The following is a 13,353-nucleotide window of genomic DNA, read 5'->3' on the forward strand; positions in this document are numbered from 1 at the left end:
CTTTACGACAGCTTTACGACAGGTTATACATTAGAACAATTAGATGAGATTTCGATCAATCTTGAGTCTTTACCGGCTTCTTTAGACAGCCCTCGTTGGCAAAGTGGAGCGCCTATCCTTGGTGGTTTTAACGATCAAAATCATCTTGTTGTGTTTACAGGAGCCCCAATGGAGGCAACGGTTGTTTCGCAAGAGATGGGGGCACCAGATGGAAGTTTTAGCTTTATCACGAAGATGTTTGCAGAGATTGATACGACGCAAGGTCTTTTAAGCATAGGGGAACGTCGACTTCGCAATGGTCAGACACCGATCACATGGCACAAGGAGAGGGTGTGTTCTTACGTTACAGGTGCTTATCAAGGGCGTTCGCGCAATCGTTATCACCTATTTAAATTGCGTATTCCAGAACATGAACATTGGACAATGATTACGGGCTTTAACGTTGATTTACGTCCTTTCGGTAGAGGGTAATGGCAAAAGTCTATTTGACCAGTTCTTGGGATATGGAGCGCATAGCCCCGTATTTTGAAGAGATATTTGCGTCATTGAGTGCGTATGTAGAGCGTTTCAAACATGAAGTTACGTTGCAAAATCTCATTGAAGCTATTTGCACGGGCAAGAAACAGTTGTGGCTTGTTTTGGATGATGACGAGCGATTTTTAGCGGCTTTTACGACCCAGATACAAGAGACAGTTTTGGGCAAGAAGCGCGCCTTGATTTGTGAATGTAGTGGCAAGGGTGTTCTTGATCAGATTGACAATTTAAAAGTTGTAGAGGATTGGGCGCGTGAGAATGGCGCTTTTGAGATAGAAATTTTAGGGCGTCTTGGTTGGAAGCGCGCCTTAGACAAGCAAGGTTACGGCATAACGATGCTTTATTACAGGAAGGAATTATAACATGGGGAGCAAAACACCGACAACGACAGAACAGAAGCAGGTACAAACAAGCGCCCCGCCTTCTTGGATGGAGAATGTCTTTAAGCGTGGTGGTGCGGATGCTTATCAAATGTATAACACAGGGATGGGTGGTAATGTTTACGGTGGACCGCGCGTTGCGCCGTTAAGTGCACCAACTTATCAAGCTATAGGTGGTCTTGGAAGTGTTCCACATCAGTACCAAAATTATATGAATCATTTGATGAATATGCCTATGCAGGCAGAAAGAAATATAGGTGAATTGGCTTCTAGTTATAAAGGGGGATATGATCAAGATTTTGAAGATGTCCTTCAAAAGTCTAAAGAGGATGTGACAGATACAATTAACAGCTATTTTGCAGGTTCTGGTGGTTATGGATCTGGTGCGCATATGAAAGTGTTGGCGCGTGAACTTGATGCATTGTCTAAAAGTGCTAGGATTAATCATTACCGTCAGAATAAGCAGGACATGCTACAAGCTAATGCCTTACTAGGTGACTTTAATAAGTATCGGGTAGGCATGGTAGGTAACTTATTCCCCGCTTACAATAATGCTTATTCCAATATGTTGCAGGGTTCATCAGTTCTTAATGACTATAATCAACGGCTTGTCGATGCCAATAGAGAACGTTGGCTGGAGCAAGACAACAGCGGTTGGAACAGACTGAACATGTTGATGAACGCCGGTCATGGCTTTGCAAGAAATTACGGAACGACGATGAATAATATGACCGGTTATGAGATGCAAGGCAATAATCCTTGGCAGAATTTAGCGACGGCGATTTATGGAGCAAAGCAGGCAGCGGAAATGATAGGAAAGCCTGCTGGAAAATAAACAGTTTTAAAGAGGTAATATAATGGTTTTTATGGATTTTGACCCGAGATATAAACGTTTCGCATTTAACCCGCAAAAAACGAAAATAGGGTTATTGCGGGAAGAAATGCAGAATAAAAGACCGGACCCCAAAGCATCATTTATTCCACAAGTACCAGCTATGCCTAGTATGATTCCTATGAACAATCTATATGATCTGGCGTCCTTTTCTCCTCCTCCAATAGGCTCTATTCCCCCTATTGAGAATAAAACCACTCCAGTTCCAAGAGAAAAAATTTCACCTAGTGCATCTATTCCAACAGCATCAGTGATACCCCAAGAACAGCGTCCTGAACCAGAACCTAGTTTTTGGGATAAACTTTCTCGTTTTTCACAGTCTGATGCTAGTAAGAAAATTGATGACTTTCTTTTAGGAGCAATGACAGCGAGTCCAGATTCATCTGGATGGCAACTTTTTGCCAAGGGTCTGAAAAACGTGCATCAAGGGGATAAACAAAGAGGGCAGGTTAACCAAACCGTCGAGTATCTAAAGTCCAAAGGCTACAGCGAAGAAGAAGCTGCGGTCATGGCACGTAATCCGCAAATGCTTAGTGCGCTGCTAACAGGTGGTGATAAACCTAAACTTTCTGCTGATTATCAGTTTATTACCAATCCTGAGACTGGAGAATTGGAAGCAAAGCTTATCAAGGGTAGTAAAACATATGAGGAAGCTGAGCGTGCAAAAAAACTCCATGAGAAGAATATAGTACGCGACACTGTTTTATTTAATGATATTGGATATCTTGATGAGTACATGAAGAAACATGGTACTTATTCAACTGGTCTCATTGCTTGGCTTAAAAGCTGGATTCCCGGAACGGAAGCACGCGGTGCAGATAGAGTTGTGCAAGCGCTTAGGAGCCATATAGCAAGTAATCGTATAGACGAACTGAAAAGCTTATCAAGGACAGGAGGGTTAGGACTTGGAAATGTCAGTGACAAAGATCTTGACATGCTAAAGGATTCTTTAGGTGCACTAAGTATTGATATGAATGTAGAACTATTTGCGCGAAGTCTGTCTCAAATAAAAGATGTTCTTGAAAAATTATCCCCTGAAGCAAAAACTTTTTTATTAGGTAAAAATAATGAGGTTCAGACAATATCACAAGGAGGCAGTGCAAACTTGCCAACGATAAGTAGCATAGAAGAAGCTAATAAAATGCCAGTAGGAGTTAAATTCATTTACAATAATCATTTTTATACGAGGGCTCAATGATTAATAATAAGAATTCTCTTGTAGTTGATCGTGCATTAGGTTCTACGAACAAGCAAGGTAAAAAAATATCAGAACTTGGTCCAAATTTTATCAACCTTGGTTCTGTTTCAGAATATGCGGCTAATCGACAATATCCATCAGAGCTTGGTCCGAATTTCATCAATTTGGGTTCTATATCAGACTATAACAACCATTCTTATGAAGAAGAAGCAGAACATCCCGAAATCACGCAAGGAGAAGCGTTTAGGAACTCTTTAAAACACGGGCTTAGTTTTAATTTAGATGATGAAGTTGCAGGAATTATAGCGGCTGGACGAGATCATGAGGATGAGAATGCGCTAAAGGCTTTTGCAAAGGGGATGTTCAGATATTGGTTGTCTGGAGATAAGCAATACGAAGAAAAGTATGAGCAAGAAGCCAATAAACTGCGTGATTATTACCGTAGGATGAGTGATCAGCATTATTGGACGTCGTTTTTAGGAAATGCTTTAGGGGCGGCAATTCCTTCTCTTGCGACTTTAGGCATAGGAGGGGCGGCAAGATTAGGACTTCTTGGATCTAAATTAGGTCAATCTTTTTTGAAGGCAGGTCAGTCACGTGCAAGCAAACTTGTAAGCCCTTTTTTAGGTATCACGACAAAAACAACGTTTCCTCATTTGGCTAAAGTAGGTGCGGCATCTAGTGCATTACATGGTGCAGGTGAAGGGGAAGGATTTTGGAATACGCTTGCAACTACGGGATTTGGAGGAGGTTTAGGAGTAGTAGGGGCAGGGGTTGGAAGTGCTTTAGGTCATTTGGCTGGTTCTACGGTTGGTGGAATACGAAGAGTTTTTACACCTTCTCATAAGGAAGGTGTTGAAAAAGCAACATTAAGAGCAATCAGTAAACATTTAGGTAATGAGTCCTCTGAAGCTCTTGGAAAATCTTTTGGCAGTAAAGCTGTTGATACCGATTATGTAGCCGATCATAGTCCTTTTTTACAAGATCTTGTTTTTGATATCGCGCAAAAAAATCAAGGGGCTTATCTTGATTTGACCAAAAGGGCTTCTCAAAGAGCTCTTGGAGGAGGGGAACGTATTCATCAGGCGGCAGATCAATACTTTGTTCCTCGTCAAAATGTTACAGGTTTAAAAGATGATCTTATTGCGAGTAGGAAAGCAGCATCCCATGATCTTTACGAAATAGCCAAGAAGACGCCGATAGGAGAAAAATATTATGGCGCTCTTAACGAATTAATGGAGCGTCCATACTTCAAACAAGCTTATAATAAAGGGCTAAAAGGGTTCATTAGTGATGGCAATAAAGCCAGTCCGTTCTCTTCTCAAAAATTTAGTCTCCTTAAAGAGAAACCAAACATGGGGGTTCTCCATAAGACTAAGGAGGCTATTGATTTTATGATAAGGACAGAAAAGAGAAAAGGAGATAATAGCAAAGTTCATAGCTTAGTTGGCATTCAGAAAAAGTTATTAGAGATTATGGATGATATATCGCCTAAATATAATAAAGCGCGTGAATTATTTCATCAATATAGTTCCCGTGTAGACGCTATGCGTGAAGGTTCAAAAATCCTTAGCAAGTCGATTAATAAGGATCAATTTAGTAAAATTTTTGATGAATTACCAGAAGCACAACAAGAATACTTTAAAAAGGGCTCAAGGGGAGAACTTCTCAAGGGCATGGGGCAAACAGAAGATCAAGTCTCTAAAGCAAAGGAGTTTTTTAGTACGGATGATCTGTATGATAGGTTTGCAAAGGTTTATGGCGCCGATAAAGTTTCTGCTGTTAAGAGTGTTGTGGATAGAGAAGCTAATTATGCAGATTTTTATAACAGAATACCAAATCGTAGAGCGAATAAAGATATCTCTTTTACGCATAATGTCAGTATGCCAACGGGTAAAGGTGATGCGGTTATGCAAGCGGGTAAAGCAGCGGTAAAAGCTTCTTGGCTTCCTTTCAAGGAAGCGGCGTTTAGAGAGCGTCAACGAATTGAAAAGGATGTTGTCAAGTTGTTAACAGGGGGGTCAGATATTTCAAATGAGAAAATTGTAGAGCTCATTCAAGGTATGGTGAAAGCGCATCATAAGGGATATGTTACGAAAGAGTGGGTGAAAAAACGGTTTGCTGCTTTGGCTAGATTAAGTGGAAACGAAGTTGTGAGAATGTTTAACCGATGACCCGTTATAGTCCTTCAGTTGATCAAGCGATAAGACAGGCAGCAGCGCGTTATGGCTTGCCGGAAAGCTATTTATACCGCGTTGCGCAAGTGGAAAGTGGCGGTAATCCGAATGCAAGGAATCCACGCTCTTCTGCGGGTGGGTTGTATCAGTTTATAGACAGCACCGCTAAACAATATGGTTTGCAAGACCGTTTTGACCCCATGCAAGCAGCTGATGCCATGGGGCGGTTGACGCTTGATAATCGCAACCATTTAAGCCGTGTCTTGGGAAGAGCGCCAACAGAAGCAGAATTGTATTTAGCACATCAACAAGGGGCAGGAGGAGCCGCGCGGCTTTTACAAAATCCCCATGCCAATGCAGCACAATTGGTTGGCAGCAATGCGGTTGGTTTGAATGCAGGTAATAACGCAATGCGCGCAAGTGATTTTGTTAATCGTGTTTTTCAAATGTATGGTGGACAGCCTTATAGAGCAAGCCCTATCGCCCGTGGGGGCATTGGCAATAGAGAGAACTTGCTAGAGGTTTTACGGGCATTATTAGTGTCACAAGAAGAGCCTTCAGAAGAAGAAGAGCGTGAAGATGATAATCCTTTGATGACGCAATTGATGCGGGCTTTTTACGGAATTTAGGATAACCCATGTCAACGATATATGATTGGTCGCTAAGAGCGTCGGATAATACGCGTGCGGATGATTTGATTGATTGGTCAGAAGGGCAGCACCCTAGCACAGTTAATAACAGCGCCCGTGTGATGATGCAGCGTATCAAGGAATATTTGTTAGATACGGGTGGAACGCTTAAAGGGATTGTGACGAATGATCATACCCAACAAACGAGTACGATACGTCTTGAAAGCCAATCGCAATTTTTAGAATACAAGAATGGTATCGTTTTGCGTTTTGTTGCGATGGATAAGAATATTGGAGCGACGAGGGTTTTTCTGAATGCTTTAGAGGGCAAGTCTGTTTATAAAGCGACCGCCTTAGGGGTTGGTCCTTTATCGGGTGGAGAAATCCAGCAGGGATGCATTTATACATTGGTTTATCATGGAGATCATTGGCATCTTGTTAATCCTACCTCTATCCCTTTAGAAGAAGAAAGCAGTCTTTATCCTACTGGTTTCATAGGAACGTTTGCGATGCGAAACATTCCAAAGGATTGGTTAATCTGCGATGGGAAGGCTTATTCGCGGACTGATTATAGTGATTTGTTTTCTGCGATAGGGACGGTTTGGGGAGAAGGGAATAGTGTTACGACGTTCAATGTTCCGGATTTTCGGGGGCTGTTTTTACGGGGTGTTGATGGGGGGCGTCATATTGATGAGGGGCGTTCTTTTGCAAGTGTACAAAAAGATTTAATCGAGTCACATCAACATGAGGGGCAAAATCTTTCCTTTCCCCATTTTACCAGCAATGAAGACTTTTGGGATGGGAATACGACGGATGTGTTGGGGTATCGTCTAGGGTTGTTTGGAGGAAGTTCTCTAGCGAGTTTTATGGGCATAGAGCGTGAGAATTTAGGAAGCTATATTGCAAGTCCTTATACTCTTGATGAAAGCGGAGAGGTTGACTTGAGAAACTCTGGTGAAGGTGAGACGCGTCCAGTGAATGTATCTGTTCTTTATGCGATTAAGACATGAGGTTTTAAGATGTCGACGATCTATGATTGGTCTTTGAGAGCCTCTGAGAATGCCTATTGTGATGATTTGATTGATTGGACACAAGGACAACGTCCAAGCAGTATCAATAACAGCGCGCGTGTGATGATGCAACGCGTGAAGGAATATTTATCGGATACGAGTGGTCTGATTGAAAATAGCTTTACGGTTGACGGGGAACAACAGACAACGTTGATAAGACTTCAAAGTTCTTCTCAGTTTTTAGGCTATGAGAATGGGATATCGGTCTGTTTTAAAGCGAAGGGTAAGAATGTAGGGGCGACCACGATTGCCTTGAATGATTTAGCGGGTAAGCCGGTTTATAAGGCAACGGAATTAGGTATCAGTGCTTTGATAGGAGGCGAGATACAAAAGGGGTGCATTTATTGCTTGGTTTATAGGGATAATGGTTGGCATATTTTAAATCCTACCCCTTTGCCTTTATTACAAGAACCGATGATTTCAGTTTATCCTACGGGTACGATAGGGATTTTTGGAATGCAGTTTTTTCCAGAAGGCTGGTTACCCTGCGATGGGGCGGCTTATTTACGTACGGATTATCCAGCTCTTTATGAAGCGATAGGGACGAGGTGGGGCGGTAGTGATAGTTGGACGAAGTTTAATGTTCCCGATTTGCGAGGTGTTTTTTTACGGGGTGTTGATGATGACCGTGAAATAGACCGTTGGCGTTATCTTGGCACATTACAGCATGATGCGATGAGAAAGCATGATCATGGCGGTCACTCTGTTACGATTTTGAATGATGCCAATGAAGAAGAGAGTTGGTATGGAAATATGATGGTTATCTGGGGGTATATGCTGAATGACCAGCAAAGGGAAAAGCTTGCTGAACGTTTGGATGTGCAGGCAAAGGATATACGGGTGCATCATACGCTTGCCTTTCCCCATTCTCATCTTCATATGCGTGATGTTGTTTGGGCAAGTTCAGGGGTAAGTGAGACACGCCCGATTAATATGAGTGTTGTGTTTGGGATTAAGACGTGAGGTCAAAATGTCAACGATTTATGATTGGTCTTTAACGGCATCTGAGAATGGTGGTGCGGATAATCTTATTCATTGGTCAGAAGGACAGCATCCTAACACGGTTAATAATAGCGCGCGCTTTATGATGCAAAGGGTCAGTGAGTATTTATCGGATACGGGAGGAGTGAGTGAAGGGATTGTTACGGTTAATCATAAACAAAAGACGAGTGCGATATATCTTCAAAGCCAATCGAGATTTTTAGCGTATAAGAATGGGATATCGATCTGTTTTAAAGCGAAGGGTAAGAATGTAGGGGCAACCACGATTTCTTTGAATAATTTATCCGGCAAGCCGGTTTATAAGGCAACAGAAACGGGTTTATTAGCCTTATCGGGAGGTGAGATACAAGAGGGCTGTCTTTATACGCTTGTGTATGATGAAGAGATAACCGGTTGGCAAATTCTCAATCCAACAAGAGAGAAAGTTTCTTTCTTAAAACGCTTACCGTCTGGTTTGATAGGTCCTTTTGCGATGGAACGCTTACCGGATGGCTGGTTGCTTTGTGATGGGCAGGCTTATTCGCGAAGTACTTATAGAGCGTTGTTTGATGCGATAGGAACGATATGGGGCGATGGGGATGGCGTTGCGACGTTTAATGTTCCGGATTTTCGGGGGATGTTTTTAAGGGGATTGGACCATGAACGTGGTCTAGACCCTTGGCGTTCTTTTGCAAGCCAGCAAGCATGTTCTTTGAAAGCCCATGAACATTTTGTCGGTTCAAGCGCTACTGATGAGAGTTCTTCACGCAAGAAACGGGATGTTTCTTTACCAAGGCGAAAGAGATCAGTGGACGAAGAGTGTTTAGGGCTGAGTGGTGATGCGTTGCAAAGGTGCAATGAAGCCTTTGACGAAATAGCCGGCAGTCCACAACCAGAGGTTCCCTTTTGGTTTACCGATAAAGATAAACCACCCCGTTTACCTTGGTTTATCCGAAGCCCTTTTGCCAACTTTTTATATTATTCGATACCGCTAAAAGAAGGGATACACGACAGGGATCACCATGAACATCACCTTATGGCAGAAAGGGTTGGTGGTATTGAAACGCGCCCCGTTAATGTGAGTGTTGTTTATGGGATTAAGACATGAGGAGTTAAAATGACCTTAAAACCGTTTGCGATATCAGAGCTTAGCGACCCGTCTCAAGTACGGGTCGTTTTGTATTCTGGGGGAGGTTTAGTGCACGCGCCGCTTAATGGGGTTTTGGATTTGATGAAAACAGCCTTGAAAGCAGAGTTTGATGGTTCACTGAAAGATATAGAGCAGCGCTTGGAAGCCTTAAGCGAAGATTTTGAAGAATTGAAAGAGTGTTCTTTGGATGAAGTTATTCATAATGATGTAAGGACGAAAGCAGATGAAGATACCCGATCATAGTCATGAATATTTGATACCGGTAGCCACCCGAGAAGAGATGCTAGAGGGTCGTTCTCAAGATAGTGTCGTTGTTCCCAAGTTGTTAGGAACAGCTTCTTTGTATTCTTATGAAACTTTTGCCCCGTTAGAACAGGTTGTGAATACAAGGCAAGAGGCTGAAAAAGCCATGGCGCGTGCAAATGGAGCGCAACAGGTTGCCGAAGAAGCCAAGAGGGTATCGGAGCAAGCGCTTACAGAGGTCACGAAAACGGGTGAAGCGGTTACAGCAATAACGACAACCGCCAATGGTGCGAAAGAAACAGCGGATAGCGCCAAGGGCTTAGCCGAAGAAGCCAAGAATGCTTCTGATGCTGCGAAGCACATGGCAGAAGAGATCAAATCCGCCGTCGATAAAGCTACAGGAGAAGTAGGCGCAACGAAAGGTTCTTTAGCGACGGCATTGGAAAGTTTTGCAGAGGTCAAGCAGGCAAGTGATAGTGCAGTCCATGTCTCAACAGAAGCTAAGAGGTTAGCTGATGAATCGAAGTCCATTGCTGAACGTGCAGAACAAACAGCCAGAGAAGCTTCACAGACGGCAACAGAGACGACCCAAGTATCTGCGACAGCAGTAGCAACGTGTCATGAAGTAAAGACCATAGCGACAGAAGCAAGTAGTAAGGCGGATGGAGCCCAACAGATAGCTGATGATGCCAAAGATATGGCAAAAGAGGCAAAAGAGTTATCGGAAGGCGCGACGGCTTCAGTTACAGAACTCACGAAAACAGTATCCCAAGTAGAAAAGTCAGTAGAGACAGCTTTGACAGAGGTCAGAGAAGGCAAACAGACAGCAGATACTGCGAAAGAGATGGCGGAACAAGCGAAGAATATTGCGGATGCAGCCAAGGGACTTGCGGAAGAGGCAAAAGGTTTATCGGAACGTACAACAGCTTCAGTTACAGAACTCACCAAAACGGCATCACAAGTAGAAACATCCGTAGAGACAGCTTTAACAGAAGCAAGAGCAGCCAAGGGTATAGCAGAGGAGGCATTGACCGCGTCGAAAGATGCGCAGTCGAAATCAGAAGGTTTAGAAGTTGTAGCCAATGCAGCGAAAGCCACGAGTGATGAGGCAAGCCAAAGCGCCTCTATAGCTAAAAGTTTATCAGAAGAAGCAAAAGACGAGGCAAGTCATGCGAAGGCGACAGCGTTAGAAGCAAAAAGTACAGCAGATGGTGCAAAGGCGAAAGCGGAAGAGGCGCAACAAGAAGCAAAAGAAGCATCTCGCGTAGCTTCTGAAGCGAAAGCCGCCGCAGATCAGGCATTACAAGCCGATAGGCAAGCGGTTCGTGAAGGCAATGAAAGCACCAAGAGTTTGGTCGAAGCCGTTCAAAAGAAAGCTGAAGAAGCAGAGAGAGTTTCACAAGAAAGTAAGAGAATTTGTGAAGAATCCAAGCAATTGGCAACAGAAGCCAAAAATGCCTCTAGTAATGCGCTTACAGAAGCAAGCGATGCGAAGGGGATTTCTGAAACGGCTAAAAGTTTAGCAGAACAAGCGACGACGGCATCTACAGAGGCGCAAAAGACATCAGAACAAGCGTTAAGAGAAGCAAATACAGCGAAAACAACGGCGGATACGGCGTCTAACACAGCCAATGATACCAAGAGGATTGCTGGAGAAGCAAAGGCTGAAGCCGAAGAGGCAAAGAACCTTGTTCAGGAAAACAAGGCAGCTTTTGATGAATCGAATAAAAGCCTTGAAGAAGTAAAAGGAATTGCGGAACGGGCATTATCGAGAGCCACTACAGCGAAGCAGACAGGTGATGAGATAAGCCAACAAACCACAGAAGCGTTAAGGAAGTCTGGAGAGGCAAAGTCAGAAGCCGAAAAGGCACAACAGTTGGCATCAAGCTCACAAGAGGCAGCAGAAAAAGCAAAGGCTAAAGCCGAAAGCGTAGAAGCCGTTGCGAATGAAGCTTTACAGACAGCCACAGAAACAACGCAAGCAGTAGCGACTGCGGTAGCGACGTTTCAGGAAGTTCAGACCATAGCGACAGAAGCAGGGAGTAAGGCGGATGTTGCGAAAGAAACAGCGGATGCAGCCAAGGTTATTGCCGAAGAATCGAAAGGTTTATCGGAACGTACAACAGCTTCAGTTACAGAACTCACAAAAACAGTATCACAAGTAGAAACATCCGTAGAGACAGCTTTAACAGAAGCAAGAGAAGCCAAGGGTACGGCAGAGACTGCGAAAACGACAGCCGAACAAGCATCTCAAACCGCATCGGAAGCGAAGGGTTTAGCAGAGGAGGCAAAAAGTACAGCAGATGGTGCAAAGGCGAAAGCGGAAGAGGCGCAACAAGAAGCAAAAGAAGCATCTCGCGTAGCTTCTGAAGCGAAAGCCGCCGCAGATCAGGCATTACAAGCCGATAAACAAGCGACAACGGCATCTACAGAAGCGCAAAAGACAGCAGAGCAAGCACTAAGAGAGGTTAGCGATGCGAAAACATCCGCAAGGAAAGCGACGGCAGATGTTATTTCATTTAAGGCAAAGGCATTAACAATAGAGTCTGGTTTGCAAACAGCCAAACAAGTTTCAGAAACAGCTAAGAATTTGGCAGAGGACGCCCAGAAGAAGGTCCAACAGTTAGAGACAGTAGCCGGAGAGGCGAAGAAGGTTGCGGATCAAGCCAAAGCAACAGCCGATACGACGAAGCAAGAGTTTGGTGGTATCAAGAGTTCTCTAGCAACAGCGACAGCAGCTCAAACAACAGCAACAGCAGCAAAAGCGCTAGCAGAAAAGGTAAACACTTTTCTGAAACAGTCTAATTTAACGGTTTTGTCAACTTTCACTCCGTTTCTTGTTGCGACAAGCAAAGCGCAATTAACCGTGAAAAAAGGAACGTGTATAACCTTGGCATTAGACAATGATATTTTGGTTGCAAATAATACGGTAGATAAAATAATAAACGTTCAGCCTCTTTCGGCGGGCAAGGATTATTATCTTTATTTGGTATCAGAAGGAAGGCAGTCTCATAAATTTGTTGTATCAGAAAACTCTACCTATCCAAGGGGTTATACAGTTAATAATTCGCGCAAGATAGGAGGGTTTCATACGCTTTGTGCGGATGTTGGTACGATTTACGGACACCCCTTATCTGGTTATAGGGCTGGGGATATCTTACCCAATTCAGTTTGGTGTCTCAATCACCGCCCGCATAGTTCACCAGAAGGAATGGTCTACGACCCCTCTACAGATCTTTGGGTTGATATTTATCTTCAATCAGGCACGGGTGCAAATACAAAATCGGTCTATCGTACCAATATAACAACACACCGTAGTTATACCGAACATGCAACAGATATGGCACGTGTTAAAAAATCTTTACTGAGTGATGAAGCGTTTGCTTCTGCGATGTATGGAAGTAATGAGAAGACAAGTATTGTCGGTAAGAAGGCACCCTTTCCTAAGACTTCAGGGGGATATAAGGATACGGCAAATCGTCGAATGATTTCGTATATCGGTTGTGAGGATGGTTGCGGTTATGTTTGGCAATATTTATCAGGAATGTTTCCTGTACCAGCAATAAGCGGTGTGCAAAATACGTTTGAAATGAGAGCATTGATAGGGGGCGGCAGCTGGAGCAATACAGTGCAGAATGGGCATTTTTATCGAACAACCATGGGTATAAATGGTAGAAATGAACAAGTTGCGGCGCGTGGTTGTAGCCATACGCGTCATTTTTCTTAGGAGGGAGAGATGATAGAATATCCAGAGCATTTAAATAGCAAAGAAGATTATCTGAATATGCTTGAATTTGATAAGGCAGAAACGGTAAGAAGGCTAGAGATGCTTTTATCAACGCGTTTTTATTGGGTGTTTGTTAAAGAGCTTAGTGAAGGAGAAGAGGGGTTAGAAGATGATACGCATAAGGTTTTTATAACATCAAATATACCATTTGATTCAAATGGAGATTTTGTAGAAAAGCGTTGTCAGTATGAATTACAGGAAAGCGAATATGCCCCGCTTTTTCAACTTGGCTTTAGCGTTGAAGAAGTCGAGCAGTTGATCAAAGAGCATAGCCAATAGAGATCATAAAAAAAGAGTTTTATCCAGCCCCGC

11 protein-coding genes and 1 pseudogene are annotated in these 13,353 nt (G+C 43.3%); all 12 read left to right on the plus strand.

The window, feature by feature from the left end; all coding sequences use genetic code 11:
* A pseudogene (locus HWX04_RS02835) lies at positions 1–471 on the plus strand (hypothetical protein); the annotation flags it as partial.
* Positions 471–896 (plus strand): hypothetical protein, encoded by a 426-nt coding sequence (locus tag HWX04_RS02840; RefSeq protein ID WP_175868717.1) that lies wholly within the window; start codon positions 471–473, stop codon positions 894–896. The pseudogene HWX04_RS02835 and the gene HWX04_RS02840, both read left to right, overlap by 1 nt.
* A gap of 1 nt (position 897) precedes the next feature.
* A complete protein-coding gene (bgtD, locus tag HWX04_RS02845) occupies positions 898–1,749 on the plus strand; it encodes a BaGTA-type gene transfer agent maturation protease BgtD (protein ID WP_175868718.1) in 852 nt (283 codons plus the stop codon).
* 31 nt (positions 1,750–1,780) lie between these two features.
* Positions 1,781–3,004, plus strand: a complete 1,224-nt coding sequence (locus HWX04_RS02850; protein ID WP_175868719.1) for a hypothetical protein — start codon at positions 1,781–1,783, stop codon at positions 3,002–3,004.
* Complete coding sequence (locus tag HWX04_RS02855; RefSeq protein WP_246257365.1) at positions 3,001–5,178, plus strand: hypothetical protein; 2,178 nt, start codon at positions 3,001–3,003, stop codon at positions 5,176–5,178. The genes HWX04_RS02850 and HWX04_RS02855 overlap by 4 nt, the downstream gene beginning before the upstream one ends.
* Entirely contained in the window at positions 5,175–5,810 is a 636-nt protein-coding gene (locus HWX04_RS02860) for a transglycosylase SLT domain-containing protein (protein WP_175868720.1), read from the plus strand. The genes HWX04_RS02855 and HWX04_RS02860 overlap by 4 nt, the downstream gene beginning before the upstream one ends.
* An 8-nt stretch (positions 5,811–5,818) precedes the next feature.
* Complete coding sequence (gene bgtC, locus HWX04_RS02865; RefSeq protein WP_175868721.1) at positions 5,819–6,820, plus strand: gene transfer agent tail collar protein BgtC; 1,002 nt, start codon at positions 5,819–5,821, stop codon at positions 6,818–6,820.
* A 9-nt stretch (positions 6,821–6,829) separates the two neighbouring features.
* Positions 6,830–7,843 (plus strand): gene transfer agent tail collar protein BgtC, encoded by a 1,014-nt coding sequence (gene bgtC, locus HWX04_RS02870; RefSeq protein ID WP_175868722.1) that lies wholly within the window; start codon positions 6,830–6,832, stop codon positions 7,841–7,843.
* Positions 7,844–7,850: 7 nt separating this feature from the next.
* Positions 7,851–8,969 carry a gene transfer agent tail collar protein BgtC gene (gene bgtC, locus HWX04_RS02875; RefSeq protein ID WP_175868723.1) on the plus strand — a complete coding sequence of 373 codons (1,119 nt, stop codon included), beginning with the start codon at positions 7,851–7,853 and terminating at the stop codon, positions 8,967–8,969.
* A 9-nt stretch (positions 8,970–8,978) separates the two neighbouring features.
* Entirely contained in the window at positions 8,979–9,254 is a 276-nt protein-coding gene (locus tag HWX04_RS02880) for a hypothetical protein (RefSeq protein ID WP_175868724.1), read from the plus strand.
* Entirely contained in the window at positions 9,235–12,981 is a 3,747-nt protein-coding gene (locus HWX04_RS02885) for an alanine-zipper protein (protein ID WP_175868725.1), read from the plus strand. Before HWX04_RS02880 ends, HWX04_RS02885 begins: the two co-directional genes overlap by 20 nt.
* A 9-nt stretch (positions 12,982–12,990) precedes the next feature.
* Positions 12,991–13,320 carry a hypothetical protein gene (locus HWX04_RS02890; RefSeq protein WP_175868726.1) on the plus strand — a complete coding sequence of 110 codons (330 nt, stop codon included), beginning with the start codon at positions 12,991–12,993 and terminating at the stop codon, positions 13,318–13,320.
* Positions 13,321–13,353: the final 33 nt, after the last annotated feature.

Origin of the sequence: Bartonella gabonensis, assembly GCF_903679515.1 — a bacterium.
Classification (GTDB): Bacteria; Pseudomonadota; Alphaproteobacteria; order Rhizobiales; family Rhizobiaceae; genus Bartonella; species Bartonella gabonensis.

Excerpts from the sequence above, each read along its gene's own strand:
- bgtC (WP_175868722.1), top strand. The coding sequence starts at position 6,830 with ATGTCGACGATCTATGATTGGTCTTTGAGAGCCTCTGAGAATGCCTAT.
- HWX04_RS02885 (WP_175868725.1), top strand. The coding sequence starts at position 9,235 with ATGAAGATACCCGATCATAGTCATGAATATTTGATACCGGTAGCCACC.
- bgtD (WP_175868718.1), top strand. The coding sequence starts at position 898 with ATGGGGAGCAAAACACCGACAACGACAGAACAGAAGCAGGTACAAACA.
- bgtC (WP_175868723.1), top strand. The coding sequence starts at position 7,851 with ATGTCAACGATTTATGATTGGTCTTTAACGGCATCTGAGAATGGTGGT.
- HWX04_RS02860 (WP_175868720.1), top strand. The coding sequence starts at position 5,175 with ATGACCCGTTATAGTCCTTCAGTTGATCAAGCGATAAGACAGGCAGCA.
- HWX04_RS02850 (WP_175868719.1), top strand. The coding sequence starts at position 1,781 with ATGGATTTTGACCCGAGATATAAACGTTTCGCATTTAACCCGCAAAAA.
- HWX04_RS02890 (WP_175868726.1), top strand. The coding sequence starts at position 12,991 with ATGATAGAATATCCAGAGCATTTAAATAGCAAAGAAGATTATCTGAAT.
- HWX04_RS02840 (WP_175868717.1), top strand. The coding sequence starts at position 471 with ATGGCAAAAGTCTATTTGACCAGTTCTTGGGATATGGAGCGCATAGCC.
- HWX04_RS02880 (WP_175868724.1), top strand. The coding sequence starts at position 8,979 with ATGACCTTAAAACCGTTTGCGATATCAGAGCTTAGCGACCCGTCTCAA.
- HWX04_RS02855 (WP_246257365.1), top strand. The coding sequence starts at position 3,001 with ATGATTAATAATAAGAATTCTCTTGTAGTTGATCGTGCATTAGGTTCT.
- bgtC (WP_175868721.1), top strand. The coding sequence starts at position 5,819 with ATGTCAACGATATATGATTGGTCGCTAAGAGCGTCGGATAATACGCGT.